Source organism: Flavobacterium akiainvivens (assembly GCF_001278115.1).
In the GTDB taxonomy this organism is placed as follows: Bacteria; Bacteroidota; Bacteroidia; order Flavobacteriales; family Flavobacteriaceae; genus Flavobacterium; species Flavobacterium akiainvivens.
In genome coordinates this window covers 527,017-545,295 of sequence record NZ_LIYD01000005.1, presented here as the reverse complement: position 1 = coordinate 545,295, position 18,279 = coordinate 527,017, and the positions used below count along the sequence as shown (strand labels likewise).

The following is an 18,279-nucleotide window of genomic DNA, read 5'->3' as shown; positions in this document are numbered from 1 at the left end:
AAAGGCTCATAATGAGCCTTTTAGTTTTTCTTTTTGTCCTTATCCTTATATTTTTCCAGGAGTTTTTTGTTGAAGTCGTCCTCAGCTTTCTTGAGTTTTAGCAACCTGGCAGAGCCAATAATGGGTTTTAGGTCAGAGATAAGTTTATTCCTTAAAGTAAGAAGCTCTTCTTCAGCATCTTGCAACTTCTCCAGATAAGCTGCTGCATCTTTTTCATTCACCTTATCAAAGCCCACTTCGTCTATCTTTTTTATGATGGGGCGCATTTTATCGTGCCTTATCTGCCATTGTTTTTCCTCATAAACATTGTAAACCGGCCAAAACTTCTCTGATTCCTGGGGGGTTAAACTTAATTCGGTAGTAAGGAAAGAAACCTTGAGCGCCTTGATCTGCTCCCATTTTTCCTTGTGGTCTTTTTGCGCTAACATACTGATGCTGAACAGCAAAAGCAGCGGCGTTAGTAACTTCATTTTCATTTTCATTGTTGTTTATTGCGGTGGTTGTATTATTCCAGGTAAATATCTTCGGTGGTTAAGTAGTCCTGAATGGCGTCATCAGGAATATCATCCAGCGACACCTCTATCTCCTTTATATCCTGAACATCAAGGTTTTGGATAAGATCGTAAGAATTAATACCCTGCTGGTACACCAGGTAACTTTCAATAGCCTCGGCATCAGGCTGAACCGTTTTGGGTACTATCATATCTTTAAAGAAAATGCCAAGCCCCAGCAGTATAACAAACACAGCAGCAGCACTTAACCATACCGGCCTGCGCCTGTAAAGCGGCACTACTTTGGGTTCATTAGCAATAGCAAGCCTTTCTGAAAGCCTGTCAGCAAAGCCTTCAAAGTAGCCATTGGGCGTACTGAACCCGGACTTTATGTTATCTCCTTCATCTAATTTAAACTGGCTCATGGTGTTAAGACTAAATTAATTGCAAATGGTTTAATGGTGGTTTATGTATTCTTCAATTTTTTTGGCGGCATGGTGGTAAGATGCCTTTAACGCCCCTACAGACGTGCCCAGTATTTCAGATATATCTTCATACTTCAGGTCTTCAAAATAGCGCATTTTAAACACAAGCTGCTGTTTTTCAGGCAGCCTGGCAATAGCCTGCTGTAGTTTTAGCTGAAGTGTATCGCCCTCAAAATACTCATCGGCTTGCAGGTTCATGATAGCTTTTTGCTGTACTTCTTCGCTGCTTATGCCGCTTTTCTTAGCCCTTTGGTTTATAAAGGTAATGGCCTCATTAGTAGCAATGCGGTACATCCAGCTAAACAGTTTGCTCTCTCCTTTAAAATTTTTAAGGTTCTGGAACACCTTTACAAAGGTGTTTTGCAGCACGTCGTCGGCATCATCGTGGCTAAGCACAATGTTGCGTATATGGCTGTACAGCGGCCTGCTATACTGCCCTACAAGGCGGTTAAATGCGGCCTGCTGCGTTTTAGGGTCAAGCAACTGTGCTATAAATTCCTTCTCGTCCTGCAATGTTTAAAAGCTCTTTGTTTGTAAGACTAAAGTTAATGTAAAAGGTTTAATCTGCATCATTTAAAACTTTTCAGGTAAACCTTTAACAGGGTTTTAAGGCAGTCTGCGGGTGGTATAGGCTAACTTTGTGTTAATCAGTAACCACAAAATCAAATCATTATGAAAAATGAAGCCATGATAGATGCCTGCCTGGCCTGTTTTGCGGCCTGCGAAATGTGTGCTACCCAATGCATTAAACTGCTTAGCGAAGACCATCTGCGTTGCATTGCCCTGTGCCGCGACTGTGCCGAAATTTGCGCACTGTGCGTAAAACTGGAGGAGCGCGAAAGTGAGTACAGCCACCACGCCATGAGGCTTTGCGCCGATATGTGCAGCGCCTGTGCCGAAGAATGCGAAAAATTTGCCACTCACCACAGCCACTGCCACGAGTGTGCCCGGGCCTGCCGCGAATGTGCCGAGGAATGTATGGCCTACTAAATAACGTTTAAATAACCTTTTGGCTTTTCTGTTAGGCCGTTATGTTGTATTTTTGGGCTTTAAGAAGAAAAATGGTTAACACAGTTATTTTTGACATGGACGGTGTTATTGTTGACACCGAGCCCCTGCACTACCACGCCTACCATCAACATTTTGAGCACCTTAACATTGAGGTTCCGCATGAAATGTATGCCGGTTTTACAGGCCTTAGCACCAAAAACACCTACCAGCGCCTTAAGGAAAACTTTAATCTTGAGCATGAGGTACAAGACCTTATACAAAGCAAGCGCGACTTTTTTAACGGGTTGTTTGATACCAAGGAAGACCTTGAACTGCTTCCGGGTGTGTTTGACCTTATTAAAAACCTGCACAGCAGTGGTTTACAGTTGGTTTTGGCATCTTCTGCATCAAACATAACAATTAAAAAGGTGTTTGACCGCTTTAACCTGCACCAGTATTTTACCCATAAGGTTAGCGGTGAAGACTTTCCGCAATCTAAACCCCACCCTGCCATATTTTTAAAAGCTGCCGAACTATCGGGTACTCCGGTAAGCCAATGTATTGTTATCGAAGACAGTACAAACGGTATTAAGGCTGCCAACGCCGCCGGTATTTTTGTGGTGGGTTATAAAAGTGAAAACACAGCACCACAGGAACTGAGCGATGCCAACAAGGTTATTAGCCATTTTAATGAATTAAACGCCGAAATAGTAAAGAATTTAGTTTAAAAAAGTTTCGAGTTTCAGGTTTCAGGTTTCAAGTTTAGGGACTGAGTAAGAACCTGAAACTTGAAACCTGAAACTCGAAACAAAAAACATGATTAAAGCCGTTATTTTTGATATGGATGGTGTTGTTGTAGACACCGAACCCCTTAGCCACAGGGCAAATACCAAGTTTTATGATGCCATGGGCATTACTGTTACCGATGAAGTGTATTCTACCTTTATAGGCAATTCTGACCGCAATATACTACAGAAAATAAAGGATATGTACACGCTTGACGCTACTGTAGACGATATGCTGCAACAGTGCCTTGATTACTACTGTGAAGCCTTTGATGCTGATGAAACCCTTGAGCTGATGCCCGGTGTTAAAGACCTTATTGTAGACCTTTACAATAACGGTGTAACGATATTACTTGCATCGTCATCATCTAAAGTTAAGATAGAAAGGGTGTTTAACCGTTTTGGATTAAACCCTTATTTTAGCCATAAAATAAGCGGACAGGACTTTGAATTCAGCAAGCCGCACCCTGCAATTTTCTTAGAAGCTGTAGCCAAATCAGGCTTTACGGCGGATGAATGTATTGTAATTGAAGACAGTACCAACGGTGTGAAAGCTGCTAAAGCTGCCGGGGTATATTGCATTGGTTATAAAAACGACGAACATACTACACAGGATACATCCCTTGCTGACCAGGTTATCAGTGATTTCAGCCAGCTTAACTACCAGATAATCAGAGACATAAAATAGTTTATAGTTTGTGGTTTATGGTTTATGGTTTATGGTTGCTTACTCAGCTCTTAAACTATAAACCATAAACCACAAACCATAACCAGTTAGCTCACCGCTTCCTTGTAAACCTTTAGCGCCCTTTCGCGGCTTTCTTTATAGTCTACAATGGGTTTATAATCAATATCCTGGAACTCGGGCACCCATTTTTTGATGTACTTAAGGTCTTTATCAAACTTTTTAACCTGCTCATCAGGATTAAAAATACGGAAGTATGGCGATGCATCTGCCCCACTGCTGGCTGCCCACTGCCAGTTACCCACATTGCTGGATTGTTCATAATCAAGCAGTTTCTCAGCAAAATAAGCCTCACCTTTGCGCCAGTCAAGCAGTAATTGCTTGCATAAAAAGCTTGCGGTTATCATACGTACACGGTTGTGCATGTGGCCTGTAGCGTTTAGTTCGCGCATGCCGGCATCTACTATAGGAAATCCGGTTTTACCCTCGCACCAGGCTTTAAAATCTTTCTCACTATAACGCCATTTAACATTGTCGTACTTAGGCTTAAAGGCTTTGGTAACCGTTTCAGGGTAATGCCACAGTAATTGCATGAAGAATTCCCTCCAAATCAGCTCGTTAAGGAATGTCTGGTTTTTAGCCGCAAGAGCTTTTTTAACCAACTGCCTGATACTCAAAGCACCAAAACGCAGGTACGGGCTCAGCTTACTGGTGCCCTCTATAGCCGGATAGTTACGTGTATTTTCGTATCCTTCTATCAGCGAAGGCGATACATCATACGGTTCGGGCTTAATGCTGCTTTCGGTAAAGCCAATATCTGTAAGAGTTAAGAATGGATAATCGTGTTTAACGATGCTTTTAGCCTCAATTTGAGGATGGTGCATCCTAAGCTGAACATCCTTAAAATGTAGTAGCCAACGGTTCTTATACGGTGTGTAAACCGAATAAGGTTCGCCGTTATCCTTTACCACCTCGCTTTTCTCAAAAATTACCTGGTCCTTAAAGCTTTTAAAAGGAATATTTTTCTCCTGAAGCACTTCATACACGGCCTTATCGCGCTTGCGGGCATAGGGCTCATAATCGCGGTTGGCATACAGGGCGGTAATATCATGGTCTTTCAACAGGTGCTTAAACACGTTTTCGGGCGTATCATAAAACACCGCAAGCGACCGGCTGTGCTTTTTAAATTCGCTGTTAAATCCCTCTAAAAGAGACATAATGAATGTAACCCGCGCATCATCTTTGGGTAATTCTTCGAGTATATTTTTGTCGAAAATAAAAACAGGAAATACCTCCTCGCCTGCTGCCAGGGCTTCATGCAGGGCGGTGTTATCATCAATACGCAGGTCGCGCCTAAACCAAAATACTATCATGTGTTAACCTTTAAATCCTCCAAACAGTTCAATAAGCTTCTTTTCGCGGTAAGCAAAAATCTCTTCAAGCTTGGGCTTAACCAAAAATGGATGTACCAGCCTGCCTAAAAAGCCCATTGGCACCTTGTAATGCACTATGTCTTCCATCTCGGTACCACCCAGTATTTCCTTCAAAAAATGCTTATGATGCCAAAATGCGTAAGGCCCGTAACGCTGCTCATCTACAAAAAATTCAACAGGCTTTACATGCGTAATTTCGGTAACCCATTGCAATTTTATACCAAATAAAGGCGTTATGGTATAGGTAATTATCTGGCCAGCAAACATTTTGCGTTCGTCGCCGCTTTTGGTTACAAACCCCATACTATCGGGCGTTATAACGGCAAGGTTTTTAGGGTCGGCCATAAAATCCCAGGCCTGTTGCAGTGGTATGGGCAGTTTTTGAATGCGGTGCAGGGTGTAAATCATGGGGCTGTTTGTATGGAGTGAAATTACTAAACATACTTAAAACCCTTACAGCAATTTTAGTATTTTTTAACAACCGTAACATCTATTATTACTATTTTCGCAGTACAAACATTAACATATAAACAATATCATGAAAAAGATATTTCTTACAGCCGCACTGGTAATTGCGCTGTCTTTAACTTCTAACGCACAGATACAAACACCACAGGCAAGCCCGCACGCTGTTATAGAACAAACGGTAGGCCTTACAACGGTTAAGATAGACTACTCCCGCCCAAGTGCACGCGGAAGGGCTGTATATGGCGAATTGGTTCCTTTTGGCCGTATCTGGAGGACAGGTGCTAATATGAATACCGTTATAACATTTGGCGATGATGTAAAAATAAACGGTAAAGACATAAAAGCCGGTAAATATGCACTTTATACCCAGCCGAAAGCTGACAGCTGGGATGTGATTTTGTATAACGACATCAACAACTGGGGTACGCCCGAAAAATGGGATGAAACCAAAGAAGTGGTAAGGGCAACGGTTAAACCGGAGTTTGTTTCACGCCATGTTGAAACCCTTACAATTGGCATGAACGCCCTTGAGAATGATTTTGGTTTCCTTGAAATTGCATGGGAAAAAACCATGGTAGCCCTTAAGATTGAAGTACCCACCAAGGCTACCGCACTTAAAAGTATTGAAGAAGCCATGAGCGGCCCTACACAAGGCGCTTACTTTGCTGCTGCCCAATACTACTACCAAAGCAATGCCGACCTTAACAAGGCGCTTACATGGATTAACCTTTCAATTGAAAAAACTGAAAAAGGACAGGATGCCCCTTTCTATATCTTAAGGCAAAAAGCACTTATACAGGCTAAACTTGGCGATAAGGCAGGTGCTGTAGAAACGGCTAAACTATCGCTTGCAGGCGCTCAAAAAGCGAACAACCAGGACTATATTAAAATGAACCAGGACTCTATTAAAGAGTGGAGCAAGAAATAATCCTGATGTAAATACCAATAAAAAATCGCCCTTTAACCGGGCGATTTTTTTATGCTTATACCTTAAGAAATAGTTTTTTACGCAAATATCTTCATGATGTAATAGGTAATTATGGCCGCAGACATTAGGCACACCAGCGATAAGCATACACGGCTTATAACTTTATAAAGATCTTTAGACGCGCTGTTGTACATGGCCTGTAACAGGAATGATAATCCTATAGCAAGTGCTGCTCCCAATACATTGAGCCACAGGAAGCTTACAATATCGCTTTCATATACTACTATAATAATAAGCTGTGCAAGGAAAGCCCCCCAAAACATAGCATCGGCCTTTATGTATTTTATGTAAAACGCTACAAGGAAAATGCCCAGCACTGTACCGTAAAATATTGAGCCAATAATATTTACAAGCTGTATAAGGTTTTCAAACAAAGTGCCGAAACAGGCAAACAGAATGGCCACAAGCCCCCAGAAAAGGGTAAACAGCTTGGTCATGTTCACCATGTGCTTGTCTTCTTTTTCGCCGGGATATAAGCGCTTATAAATATCAATAGAAGTAGTTGAAGCCAAGGCATTTAACCCCGAAGCTGAAGATGACATGGCTGCTGAGAATATCACTGCAAGCAACAGCCCTACCAGTCCTTTAGGCAGGAAATTGAGTATGAAGTATAAAAACACATAGTCTTTATCATTGGTTTCTGCGCCTTTGTCTACTTTTTCAATCAGTTGCCTGGCCTGTTCACGTAAATCTTTTTCACGGCTGTTAAGGCTTACCAGGCGGTTGTGCAGCTCTTTATTATCATAATCCTGGTGTAGCTGCCCTACATACAGGTGGCTTATTTCTTCTTTTTCGGCAGCTACTTCTTTAAGCTGGGTTTCAAGTGCATTGTAGTCTTTTTTATAAACCGATTTGTTTATGCTATTGGTATTGTTTGGGTTAAAGTGCAGCGGGGCACTGTGAAACTGGAAAAACACAAATACCATTACCCCTATTAACAGTATAAAAAACTGCATAGGCACTTTTAGCAGGCCGTTCATAATAAGGCCCATCTGGCTTTCTTTTATGCTTTTGCCTGAAAGATAGCGCTGTACCTGGCTTTGGTCTGTACCAAAATAAGACAGTGCTAAAAAGAAACCACCGGCAAGGCCCGTCCATATCGTATAACGCTTATCCGGGTCTACCGAAAAATCAAGTATATTCAGTTTATCGTTAGCACCGGCTATGTGCAGTGCATTGTTAAAGCTAAGCTCATCGGGCAGGTAATCAAGTATGATAAAAAAGGTAATTATCATGCCCGACATTATTACAAACATCTGTTGTTTATGGGTAACGTTTACCGCCCTTGTGCCCCCCGTCATGGTGTAAATTATTACCAGCGCACCTATGGCAATGTTCATAGCATTAAGGTTCCACCCTAATAATGACGATAAAATTATAGCAGGCGCATAAATGGTAAGGCCTGTGCCAAGCCCGCGTTGTATAAGGAAAATTATTGCCGCCAGCGACCTTGATTTAACATCAAAACGCTGCTCAAGAAACTCATAGGCGGTATAAACCTTTAGCTTGTGGTAAATAGGTATGAAAGTGAGGCATATAACCACCATGGCAAGCGGCAACCCGAAGTAAAACTGTACAAAACCAAGGCCATCATGATAGGCCTGGCCGGGTGTGGATAAAAAGGTAATGGCACTTGCCTGTGTAGCCATTACAGAAAGGCCTACAGTCCACCAGGGCGTTTGGTTACTGCCTAATATATATTCTTCAACATTTTGGCTGCCTTTGGTTTTAAGTGCCCCATAGGCAACTATAAACAAAAGCGTAACTGTAAGTATAATCCAGTCTAACGGCTGCATACTATGTATATATCTGCATTATAAAATAAAACACAACTATGTATATAACATTAAGCAGCAGCACAAGGCTGTAGCTTTTTTTCCAGGAAGTAGTTTTATCGTTCATGCTTTTTCAGTTTCTAAATAAGACTATTATAAAACTGTTTTGTTACTATTTAATTTTAATCTTCGGCCTTGTCGTCTCCGGTTACCTGGCCTTCCTGCACGGCAGCCCCCTGAAACAGGAGTGCCCCGTTTTTATGCAGGCTGTATTTTTCGTTTACTGAAAGTACCCATTTACCATCAGAGTAAACTCCATTCTTATCTTTTTTCAGTATGGCAGAAGTCCTTACATTGGGCAGGAACAGTTCGGCTTTTTCTTTATCTTCATCAAAGGTAACAAAAGCACTTTTGTAAGTGCTTTCCCCTTCTACCTGTTCTATACTGTTAAGCCTGTACCCCTCTTCAATAGGCCTTATACAGTCTTCTTTAAGCTGGCTCCACCTGTAACCGGCAGATATTACACAGCCTTTATCATCCTTATCAGTATCTGTCCCGGTAACAACCTGCGGCGTTTTAGCGGTTGAATCTTTATCTTTCGGCTTCAAAATATAATCACACGAAAACAAAAGACCGGCAACAGCAATCATTACAATATGCTTTTTCATAAAATTCAAGGATGTATTACACGTGCCTAAAGTACAAAAAATAATTGTTATTGCTGCGGATATAACAGCGTGTCGGCCTTTTCAAGGGTTATGCTGCCGTTATCTTCCACAAAGTAGCGTAGCAGTGCTTCTCCCCAGTATTTACCGTTGCTGTAGTCTATAATTACCCACCTGTGGTTAAGCACTTTTATTTTAGATACCGAAAACGGCTGGCCTTCCATGGCAGGATAGCCAACAAGCGGGTTACCGCCCTTAGTTGCATTTTGGGCATATATGGCATCTCTTACTTTTATGGCAATCTCTTTTACATCTTTACCTGCAAAATACTCCTGTGCATTGGCGTTATTTTCAAGCGAAAAATAACTATCAGAAGCACTTTTGGCACTTTCAGTCTTTATGCTGTCGCGAACTGACTTAAGTTTACCCTGAAGCTTGTCTATGCGCCCATGGTCAAAATTTTGCTGGTTTGTAAAATACATATACGCAAACACATTGATTGCCAGCGAAAAAATAAACAGGTATAGAAAAATATTCTTCTTCATTATTTTAAATGGTTATTTCTAAATTATCGTAGGCCAAAAATACATTTTCCGGCAGTATTTTCTGCACTTCTTCATGAAAACCTAACATGTGGCTTATATGCGTTAAATAGGCTCTTCCTGGATTAACAAGAGCAATAAAATCTAATGCCTCCTGCAGGTTAAAATGGTTTTCATGAGGTTCTATCCTTAAGGCACTAACTACCAATACATCAACTTCTTTTATAAGCTCCAGGCTCTCGTCAGGAATTATTTTTGCATCGGTTATATAAGCAAAACCGTCAATCCTGTAGCCAAAAATTTCGAGGCTGCCGTGCAATACCGTAAACGCGGTTGCCGTTTTATTGCCAATAGCAAAAGGTTTGTAGGCTTCAACAGGGTTACTATTTACTGATGGTGCCCCGGGGTATTTGTTTTCTTCCTGAAAGATATATTCAAAACGTTTTTGCAAGTTGTTTATTACACGATTGTGGGCATAAATGGGTATGTTGCCCTGACGAAAGAAAAAAGGCCTTATATCGTCTAATCCGGCGGTATGGTCGCTGTGTTCATGGGTATAAAGTATGCCGTCTAATGCAGTACAGCCGCTGGTTAGCATTTGCTGCCTGAAATCAGGCCCGCAATCTATTACAAATGAGTGTCCCGGCCATGATATCCATACCGAAACACGCAGGCGCTTGTCTTTTGGGTCGCTGCTCAGGCATACAGGATGTGTGCTGCCAATGATGGGAATGCCCTGGGATGTGCCGGTACCGAGAAACCAAACGTTCAAAATACTTTATTTTTTACACAAAAATAGCATAATTTGTTTTATAAAATGCAGTCATTTCCTAACTTTGCAGCATATCTTTCACCGCTATGAAACTATCTGACGACGAAATAACTTTAAAGGGCGACAGGATTATTGCTCACGTTCCATCTATAAAAGATAAAGCGCTGCGCATAAACCTGAACGAAAACATTTACGGCACATTTGCCGAAATAGGTGCCGGACAGGAAACTGTGCGCCATTTCTTCCGCTCAGGAGCATCGAGTGGAACGATAGCCAAAGCCATGTCTGCCTACGATAAAGATTTTAGTGATGCCATTTACGGCGTTGAGGAAGACGGAAGATATGTTACCGAAAGCCGCCTTAAAAAGATGCTGGGCCACGAGGTGCGCATTATGGAAGACAGGCTTAAGCGCGAAAAACACCCCAACAAGGTATTTTTTAGCTATGCAAATACCGTTGCCACTATAGATTTTGCCAAGCAATTTAAAGGACACGGCTGGGTAGGCATAAGGTACCAGGTTGAGCCGGATGAAGATTACAACGAGATTATACTGCACATACGTTTTAGGGAAACCGATGCACGCCTTCAGCAGGAAACACTGGGCATTTTAGGTGTAAATCTTATTTATGGCGCGTTTTACAAGTATAACGACCCTAAAAAACTACTGCGCTACCTATATGACCACCTTGACAAAGACCAGCTTGAAATTGATACCATAAACTTTTCAGGCCCACGCTTTGCCGATGTAGACAACAGGCTTATGAGCCTTCAGCTGGTTAAAAACGGCATGACCGATGCCGTAATGTTTGACCCAAGCGGCCACAATGTACTGCCAGCTGCTGTACTTTATAAAAAGAATATCCTTGCGCTGCGTGGAAGTTTCCGCCCGGTAACCAAGGTAAACATGGATATGTATGAGAAATCATACAAAATGTTTCTTGAAGAAAACAAGGTTGACCCTGATAAGGCACTTGTGGTGTTTGAAATAACCCTTAGCAACCTGCGCAGCGATGGTGAGATTGATGAGCGTGACTTTATGGACAGGGCTGAGCTTTTATGCTCGCTTGGCCAAACGGTTATGATATCTAATTTCCAGGAATACTATAAGGTTGTTGAATACTTTAGCTCTTATACCAAAGCCCGTATGGGACTATCAATGGGTGTAAGTAACCTGATTGATATTTTTGATGAAAAATATTACCGCCACCTTAGCGGAGGCATATTAGAGGCATTTGGCAAACTGTTTTACCGCGATCTTAAGGTATACCTCTACCCTATGAAAGACGAAGAAGGCCATGTTATTGACTCTGAAAACCTTAAAGTACACCCGCGCATGAAAGAGTTGTATAAGTTCTTTAAATACAACGGTAAGGTTAATGATATTCCTGATGTTGATGTAAACAACCTGAACATCTTTAGCCGTGAAGTACTTAAAATGATCAGCAAAGGAAAAGCCGGGTGGGAAACCATGCTACCTGCCGGTATTGCTGAAATAATTAAACAGAACCACCTGTTTGGTTACGACCCAAAAAAGCAACTGGCCGAATCTACTGAAAGCCAGCCACAGATATAACACAAACCGCAGCATACAGCTGCGGTTTTTTTATCCTTTATATTGTTCTAAAGCCTTTATAAAATAGGGCGAGTCGTTCCAGCGTATTTTCTTGTATTGTTTTTGCTGTTTTAATGATTCCGGCAGGCACAGCCACAATGTTTCGCTTATCTTTTCAAGCAAAAGCTTGCGGCTAAAAGTATCGGCCACTACCAGGCTTATTTCCCTTACCGGTATGGTATCCTTAAAAGGCTTATAAATGCCTTCATCTTTATTTTGGGCTGATAATTGAGGCAGTATAGCAAACCCCATCCCCGCCTTAACCAGGTTTTTAAGGGTTTCAATTGAGTTTATTTCATACTTAACATTACCAGACTGCAAGCCCGGTTCGCCCAGGCTGCAAATATCCAAAAGCTGCGCATTAAAACAATACTCGTTTTGCAGCAAAAGTAAATCAGGCTTATCATTTTCATTCAGCTCATAAAAAGGGGTATTAGCCATACTATGCCCTTCAGGCAAGCATGCCACAAAAGGTTCCTGAAAAACCGGGTATTCATTTAAACCGGGATTAGATGTAGGTGTAGCCATGAGTGCTATATCTATAGCTCCTGTTTCCAGATAGTGCATTAAATGTACGGTACCGGCCTCCACTATAGTAAACGCAACATCGGGCACAACATCTTTAATCTTTTTAATAAATACAGGCATTAAATAAGGCGAAAGGGTACTTATTACCCCTATTGTTACCTTACCGGTCAGGTCATTTTTTTTATGCACTACATAATCACGAATAGAATCTGCCTCACGCAGCAGCTTCTTAGCCCTCTCAATAATCTCAAAACCGGCAAGTGTGGGCTTTAAAGGCACTTTAGCCCGGTCAAAAACCTTAATACCAATCTCTTCTTCAAGGTTTTTAAGCTGAATGGTTAAGCCCGGCTGTGTAACGTTACATTCTTCGGCAGCCCTTGCAAAATGGCGGTGTTCATCGAGCGCCACAATATATCTTAATTGTTGAATTGTCATTGTTATAATTTTATTTTATAAAGATAAAAAATTATTAATTTGATTTATATATAGCTATCGAAATAAATTTGTCTTGTCAAAATGAGGTAATTAAAACCTCATAAAATGTAAACAATCAACAATTAATACAAATCATTATGAAAAAATTTGCAACATTGGCTTTAGTACTTATAGGATTAAGCATTGCCACCGCACAAACCGACCCATCTTTAGCGGGAAGCTATAACATTGAAAAACAAACCCGCGAATTTTTAAAAGCGGTACATAGTGGCAATGGCCCACAACTTTATGAGCTTTCCATTCAAGATGCCCGCAACGTACTTATAAATGCGCAGACCGGCGATTACAAAAAACTACCGGCCGACATTGAAGAGAAAACCATAACCCAGGATGGTTATAAAGTATCTATAAGAATTGTGAAACCCCAGGGGGCTAAAGAAAAGCTACCGGTGTTGATGTATTTTCATGGTGGCGGATGGATTTTAGGCAATGCCTTTACACACGACAGGTTAGTAAGGGAACTGGCGGTTGGTGCAAATATAGCCGTAGTTTTTGTTAACTATACCCCAACCCCCGAAGCCAGGTATCCGCAGGCTAACGAAGAGGCTTATGCTGCAACTAAGTGGATTAAAGAAAACGGCAGTAAACTGGGACTTGACACTTCAAAACTGGCTGTGGGCGGCGATAGTGTAGGTGGAAATATGGCCATAGCCGTAACACTCATGGCAAAAGAGCGCAAAGGCCCGGCTATTGATTTTCAGCTACTTTTCTACCCTGTTACCGATGCTAACTTTAACACAGCCTCATACCAGCAATTTGCCAACGGACACTTTCTTACCCTTAATGCCATGATATGGTTTTGGAACCAATATGCACCCAATGCAGCAGACCGTAACCAAATTACTGCCTCGCCACTACGTGCTGATTTTGAACAACTAAAAAACCTGCCTGAAGCATTGATAATTACAGCAGAAAATGATGTACTGCGTGATGAAGGTGAAGCCTATGCAAAAAAACTGAATGCAGCAGGCGTAAAAGTTACCGCAACCCGATATATAGGCACTATACACGACTTTGTAATGCTAAATCCCATTACAGATACACCTGCACCTCGAGCTGCTATTAAACAGGCTACCGATGCACTAAAAGACAAACTACACAATTAATAATCAGTAAGAAAAATAACAAAGGCTTAACAAGTTAGAGCTCATACAATAAATAACTTTATAGCTACACTTAAATACTTTTAAAACTAATATCTTTAATAATCTAAAAATCAATAAACCATGAAATTTACAAGAAAAGCAAGCGCAAACTGGAAAGGGACCGGCAAAGACGGAAAAGGCTCTGTAAGCACAGAAAGTACAACTTTAAACAAAGCACAGTACTCATTTAAAACCCGTTTTGAAGACGGTGTAGGCACTAACCCTGAAGAACTTTTAGGCGCAGCACATGCAGGATGTTTTACCATGCAATTTAGCTTCTTACTTAACGAGAAAGGCTTTACAGCCGATAACCTTGACACTGAAGCCCAGGTAACATTTGAAGATGGCACTATCACTAAAATACACTTAAAGCTTGAAGGCAGCGTTCCCGGAATTACAGAACAGGACTTTCAGGATATCGCTAAAAAAGCAAAAGAAATTTGCCCGCTTTCTAAAGTTTTAGCTGCCGCAGAAATAACATTATCAGCTACACTGGTATAATTTTTCAGACCAAACTCAAATAAAAAGGCTGCCCATTTCAGGCAGCCTTTAATATGTTCTAAAAAAACTAACTAATTTAGTTTTTAACAATTTTCTTGGTTACAGAACCTTTGTCTGATGAAATGTTCATCATATAAACACCATTAGCAAGATCTGAAACGCCAACCTGAGCCTGAGCAACACCGTCAAAAGACATAGTCTTAACAATACGGCCATTAAGGTCAGTAAGCTGGATGTTGTTGATTAGTACATTATCAGTATTAGAAACAGTTACAAAATTGTTAGCAGGGTTTGGAGACACAAGGAATGAAGCTGTATTAAAACCAGCAACACCACCTGTAGGCGAAGTAATAGCCACATTATCAATCAATGCATATCCGTAATTAGCTGCAGCCTGACCGGTAGATGTATAATGGAAACCTAAATAATATACCCCGGCAGTAGCAGCTGTAAAAGTTGCGGTCCTTTGAGTCCAATCTGCACTATCAACAATAGTTTGTTCAGTAATCACAGTTTGGCCCGCTACAGTAGTATCATTACCCCTTGTAAGGCCAATATTGTTTTCTCCGCCAGTTCCTGCACCGGTAAGTTTAGCAACATAGTAAGAAATATTAACAACCTGGCCAGCCTCAACATTTATGCCCCTTGAAAACAACCAAGAATCAGAGGTAGTATATGCGCCTGCACCTATTGCGTTCTCACCTTCCTGAGCGGTAAAACCTTCAAGAGAATCTGCATTCTCAATTGCCCAAGGAGATCCTGCTACTATATTTGTTGTCCAGCCATCCAAGTTTGTTGTTTCAAAACCATAGTAATAGTTAAGGTTTGCAGGATCAAATAGAGTTGTAAATGTAATAGGGCCTAACCATTCGCTAAAATCGCCTTCACCACAATCAGTCCTTACATAAAATGCATAATTAGTACCAGAAGTAAGCCCTTCAATATCAGCAATAGGCGTATCAAGATTTAATGTTGTACCACTGCCTTGAGTAAATCCTGCCGGACCATATTCAAACTCATACCCTACCGGAGCTGTTGCAGGCTCATCCCACTCAATTGAAGCACTCGTAGTTGTAAGGCCACCCTCAGCTGAGAATGCAAATCCAGATGGGGTAAAGCAACTGGCAGGTGTAATAGTAATTTCAAAATCAAAGCCGGTTGATAGCCAACGGTTATCAAACATTATAAAATAAGTGTCTCCTGCAACTGCCTGGAATGTTAGATCTCCTAAAAAGTTACTTGAGCTAATATCATCCATACCATCTACACAAGTTAATCCATTTGCAGCACAAGTACCTGTAGCAATTGAAAACCTTGTATCGGCCTGGGCGGTAACGTTTGCAGGAAGGTTTGTATTAACCCTGATTAAAGAGTTTTCTGTAGGTGTAATTTTATACCATTCAGTAGCGGTGGCGGCACCGGTAAGACAGGTACCAATATACGTTCCGTTAATAGCATCTACAGTAAAGCTACCGCTTGCGGTAATTTCGAGCGCATCTGCACAAGAATCCTGCGCTTTAGCAGCAAACAGAGCTGTAAGTAAAAAAGCACCAGTAAGTAATTTTTTTTTCATGGTTGACAATAGTTTTTATGTTTCAACCAAAAATAGAAAAAAAAATAACCTACATTAATTATTCACTAATTATTAACAAATATTTTATGAAACTCTCAGGATATAACAAAAATAAAAAAGCTACCCATATAGGGTAGCTTTAAATATATTGTATGAACTAAGATAAATTAGTTTTTAACAATCTTTTTAGTTACAGCACCTTTATCAGATGAAATTGTCATCATATAAACACCGTTTGAAAGGTCAGAAACATTAATCTGAGCTTCAGAAACTGATGCAAAAGATACATTTTTAACCACACGGCCGTTTACATCTGCAACACTTACACCTGTTACAAGAGCATTGTTAGCATTAGCAACAGTTACAATATTGTTAGCAGGGTTTGGAGATACAGAGAATTGAGAAGCTATAACAGAACCAGCTGACATTGTACCTGTAGTAACAGATACATCATCTAAAAGTAGAAGATTCATATCAGTAACATCAAAATGCCTAAAAACAATACGAACTGTTTGGCCAGAAAAATCGGCAAGGTCTATGTTTTTAACAGATGGTCCAGCTGTAGCAATGGTTTCTTCTAAAAGCGGGTCAACAAGCAGTGCAAGATAATCTTCAACTGTAGCAGTTGCCGGCTCAGCGCTAAGACCGTCAATTACTTCTGTAAAGGCATCATCAGCTACTACATACACAGCATAATGCTCTTGAAAAAACTGAGGATCTATACCACCAATTTTAAAAGAAGCATAGCCACCGTTAGCAGGCAATTCAAAAGCCTGAGTAATAAGAGAGTTGTCAGGAGTTAGAGCTCCAGCAGCTTGAGTCCATGATGCAGAAAATGCAATACCAGCTCCATAACCGTCAACCTCTGCATCTTCAACAACATTCCAAGTTTGGTTATCACCGTCAGCATTCATCAAATACCAGTCAGAAAGAGCCTCAAGATCAGTAAAATCTACATTAAAAAGAACATCTTGGGCATTAGCTGTTAAAAAAGTCGAAAGTGCAAAAGCACCAGTAAGTAAAAGTTTTTTCATGATGATTAAAATAGAATTAATATTTTCCAAATATAGAAAAAATATATCGATAACAATTAATTTATATTAAAAAAACAAAAAAAATTATATAAAAAAACAGACAATAACACAATTTACTGATTAATAAGCAGTAAAGTTGATTTATTTAGTGTAAGATTTATTAATAAGATAAAAATCAGCTAAAACAATTGCGGCCATAGCCTCAACAATAGGCACTGCACGCGGCACAACGCAAGGATCATGCCTGCCCCTACCCTGCATTTTTACAATATTACCCTGTTTATCTATGGTTTCCTGCTCCTGCATTATGGTGGCAACGGGTTTAAAAGCTACCCTGAAATAAATATCCATACCATTACTAATACCACCCTGTATACCACCGCTAAGGTTACTTTTAGTAGTACCGTCAGTATTAAAAAGGTCGTTGTGTTCACTTCCTTTCATCTTAGCGCCACAAAAACCGCTGCCATATTCAAAGCCCTTTACCGCATTAATTGACAGCATAGCTTTACCCAGCTCTGCATGCAATTTATCAAAGGCCGGCTCACCAAGCCCTACAGGCACACCTTTTATTACACAGGTAACGGTTCCGCCTACGGTATCACCCTGCTTGCGTATCTCTTTAATATAGGCCTCCATTTTTTCTGCTGTTGTACTATCAGGGCAGCGCACATCATTGCTTTCTATAAGCGAAAAATCAAGCGCCTGGTAAGGTTTATCTATAAATATATCGCCTACCGAAGACACAAATGCATTAATTGTTATGCCGGGCAGGATTTGCTTTGCAATAGCACCGGCCACCACCCTGCTTATGGTTTCGCGGGCAGAACTGCGCCCACCGCCACGATAATCACGAAAACCATATTTCTTGTCATATGTATAGTCAGCATGCGAAGGACGGTAAGCATCTTTTATATGGTCATAGTCGCCACTTTTTTGGTTGGTATTCTGCACCATGAAACCTATTGGCGCCCCGGTAGTTTTACCTTCAAATATACCCGATAGAAACTGTACTTCATCCGGCTCTTTTCTTTGGGTAACAATAGCAGATTGCCCCGGCCTGCGCCTGTTAAGTTCGTGCTGTATTGCATTAAAATTTACCTCTAAGCCTGATGGGCAACCATCAATAACCCCTCCTACTGCCGGGCCATGAGACTCTCCAAATGTGGTAAGATTAAATAGTGTGCCAAAAGAATTACCTGCCATTTTATATTGATTTATAACAAATGTAAGGGTTTAACCGCTTAGTTTGCAGAACATTTTTTGCGTACATAAACTTAATATACAGCACAACTTCCGTAATATTTTAAT

General features: G+C 40.8%; 20 protein-coding genes. 7 read left to right on the top strand and 13 right to left on the bottom strand.

The window, feature by feature from the left end:
* Positions 1 to 20: 20 nt before the first annotated feature.
* Genes AM279_RS02365 through AM279_RS02355 form a run of 3 tightly spaced genes read right to left on the bottom strand, consistent with a single transcriptional unit; the run spans position 21 to position 1,489 of the window.
* Positions 21 to 476 (bottom strand): hypothetical protein, encoded by a 456-nt coding sequence (locus tag AM279_RS02365; RefSeq protein ID WP_054410073.1) that lies wholly within the window; start codon positions 474 to 476, stop codon positions 21 to 23.
* Between the two features lie 29 nt (positions 477 to 505).
* Positions 506 to 916 carry a hypothetical protein gene (locus tag AM279_RS02360; RefSeq protein ID WP_054406066.1) on the bottom strand — a complete coding sequence of 137 codons (411 nt, stop codon included), beginning with the start codon at positions 914 to 916 and terminating at the stop codon, positions 506 to 508.
* 30 nt (positions 917 to 946) lie between these two features.
* Positions 947 to 1,489 carry an RNA polymerase sigma factor gene (locus AM279_RS02355; RefSeq protein WP_054406065.1) on the bottom strand — a complete coding sequence of 181 codons (543 nt, stop codon included), beginning with the start codon at positions 1,487 to 1,489 and terminating at the stop codon, positions 947 to 949.
* A gap of 159 nt (positions 1,490 to 1,648) precedes the next feature.
* Here AM279_RS02355 and AM279_RS02350 point away from each other — a divergent pair, with 159 nt between their 5' ends.
* The 3 genes from AM279_RS02350 to AM279_RS02340 all read left to right on the top strand — a co-directional run bounded on the left by AM279_RS02350 (position 1,649) and on the right by AM279_RS02340 (position 3,439).
* Complete coding sequence (locus AM279_RS02350; protein ID WP_054406064.1) at positions 1,649 to 1,966, top strand: four-helix bundle copper-binding protein; 318 nt, start codon at positions 1,649 to 1,651, stop codon at positions 1,964 to 1,966.
* Between the two features lie 71 nt (positions 1,967 to 2,037).
* On the top strand, positions 2,038 to 2,694 hold the full coding sequence (locus tag AM279_RS02345) for an HAD family hydrolase (RefSeq protein ID WP_054406063.1): 657 nt from the start codon (positions 2,038 to 2,040) through the stop codon (positions 2,692 to 2,694).
* An 88-nt stretch (positions 2,695 to 2,782) separates the two neighbouring features.
* Complete coding sequence (locus AM279_RS02340) at positions 2,783 to 3,439, top strand: HAD family hydrolase (RefSeq protein ID WP_054406062.1); 657 nt, start codon at positions 2,783 to 2,785, stop codon at positions 3,437 to 3,439.
* 86 nt (positions 3,440 to 3,525) lie between these two features.
* Here the strand turns inward: AM279_RS02340 and AM279_RS02335 are convergent, their stop codons facing one another.
* Together AM279_RS02335 and AM279_RS02330 are read right to left on the bottom strand one after the other, a co-directional pair.
* Positions 3,526 to 4,809 (bottom strand): cryptochrome/photolyase family protein, encoded by a 1,284-nt coding sequence (locus AM279_RS02335; protein ID WP_054406061.1) that lies wholly within the window; start codon positions 4,807 to 4,809, stop codon positions 3,526 to 3,528.
* A 3-nt stretch (positions 4,810 to 4,812) separates the two neighbouring features.
* A complete protein-coding gene (locus tag AM279_RS02330; protein ID WP_054406060.1) occupies positions 4,813 to 5,277 on the bottom strand; it encodes an SRPBCC family protein in 465 nt (154 codons plus the stop codon).
* Positions 5,278 to 5,407: 130 nt separating this feature from the next.
* Here AM279_RS02330 and AM279_RS02325 point away from each other — a divergent pair, with 130 nt between their 5' ends.
* Positions 5,408 to 6,265, top strand: coding sequence for a DUF2911 domain-containing protein (locus tag AM279_RS02325; protein ID WP_054406059.1), 858 nt, complete (start codon positions 5,408 to 5,410; stop codon positions 6,263 to 6,265).
* A gap of 77 nt (positions 6,266 to 6,342) precedes the next feature.
* Here AM279_RS02325 and AM279_RS02320 read toward each other — a convergent pair whose 3' ends face one another.
* The 4 genes from AM279_RS02320 to AM279_RS02305 form a co-directional block, all read right to left on the bottom strand.
* Positions 6,343 to 8,121, bottom strand: a complete 1,779-nt coding sequence (locus AM279_RS02320; protein ID WP_082344165.1) for a sodium:solute symporter — start codon at positions 8,119 to 8,121, stop codon at positions 6,343 to 6,345.
* Positions 8,122 to 8,282: 161 nt separating this feature from the next.
* On the bottom strand, positions 8,283 to 8,768 hold the full coding sequence (locus tag AM279_RS02315; protein WP_054406058.1) for a hypothetical protein: 486 nt from the start codon (positions 8,766 to 8,768) through the stop codon (positions 8,283 to 8,285).
* A gap of 47 nt (positions 8,769 to 8,815) precedes the next feature.
* Positions 8,816 to 9,310 carry a hypothetical protein gene (locus tag AM279_RS02310; RefSeq protein ID WP_054406057.1) on the bottom strand — a complete coding sequence of 165 codons (495 nt, stop codon included), beginning with the start codon at positions 9,308 to 9,310 and terminating at the stop codon, positions 8,816 to 8,818.
* A 4-nt stretch (positions 9,311 to 9,314) separates the two neighbouring features.
* Positions 9,315 to 10,079, bottom strand: a complete 765-nt coding sequence (locus AM279_RS02305; RefSeq protein WP_054406056.1) for an MBL fold metallo-hydrolase — start codon at positions 10,077 to 10,079, stop codon at positions 9,315 to 9,317.
* 86 nt (positions 10,080 to 10,165) lie between these two features.
* Here AM279_RS02305 and AM279_RS02300 point away from each other — a divergent pair, with 86 nt between their 5' ends.
* Entirely contained in the window at positions 10,166 to 11,653 is a 1,488-nt protein-coding gene (locus AM279_RS02300; RefSeq protein WP_054406055.1) for a hypothetical protein, read from the top strand.
* A 30-nt stretch (positions 11,654 to 11,683) separates the two neighbouring features.
* Here AM279_RS02300 and AM279_RS02295 read toward each other — a convergent pair whose 3' ends face one another.
* Positions 11,684 to 12,655 carry a hydrogen peroxide-inducible genes activator gene (locus AM279_RS02295; RefSeq protein WP_054406054.1) on the bottom strand — a complete coding sequence of 324 codons (972 nt, stop codon included), beginning with the start codon at positions 12,653 to 12,655 and terminating at the stop codon, positions 11,684 to 11,686.
* A 137-nt stretch (positions 12,656 to 12,792) separates the two neighbouring features.
* Here AM279_RS02295 and AM279_RS02290 point away from each other — a divergent pair, with 137 nt between their 5' ends.
* Together AM279_RS02290 and AM279_RS02285 are read left to right on the top strand one after the other, a co-directional pair.
* On the top strand, positions 12,793 to 13,821 hold the full coding sequence (locus tag AM279_RS02290; RefSeq protein ID WP_082344164.1) for an alpha/beta hydrolase: 1,029 nt from the start codon (positions 12,793 to 12,795) through the stop codon (positions 13,819 to 13,821).
* Positions 13,822 to 13,941: 120 nt separating this feature from the next.
* Positions 13,942 to 14,361, top strand: a complete 420-nt coding sequence (locus tag AM279_RS02285) for an OsmC family protein (protein ID WP_054406053.1) — start codon at positions 13,942 to 13,944, stop codon at positions 14,359 to 14,361.
* A gap of 76 nt (positions 14,362 to 14,437) precedes the next feature.
* Here AM279_RS02285 and AM279_RS02280 read toward each other — a convergent pair whose 3' ends face one another.
* The 3 genes from AM279_RS02280 to aroC all read right to left on the bottom strand — a co-directional run bounded on the left by AM279_RS02280 (position 14,438) and on the right by aroC (position 18,174).
* Complete coding sequence (locus tag AM279_RS02280) at positions 14,438 to 15,934, bottom strand: T9SS-dependent choice-of-anchor J family protein (RefSeq protein ID WP_054406052.1); 1,497 nt, start codon at positions 15,932 to 15,934, stop codon at positions 14,438 to 14,440.
* A gap of 167 nt (positions 15,935 to 16,101) precedes the next feature.
* Positions 16,102 to 16,968: a T9SS-dependent choice-of-anchor J family protein gene (locus tag AM279_RS02275; protein WP_054406051.1), complete on the bottom strand. Its 867-nt coding sequence runs from the start codon at positions 16,966 to 16,968 to the stop codon at positions 16,102 to 16,104.
* 141 nt (positions 16,969 to 17,109) lie between these two features.
* The gene (gene aroC / locus AM279_RS02270) at positions 17,110 to 18,174 is read right to left on the bottom strand and encodes a chorismate synthase (protein WP_054406050.1); all 1,065 of its coding nucleotides are present in this window, start codon (positions 18,172 to 18,174) and stop codon (positions 17,110 to 17,112) included.
* Positions 18,175 to 18,279: the final 105 nt, after the last annotated feature.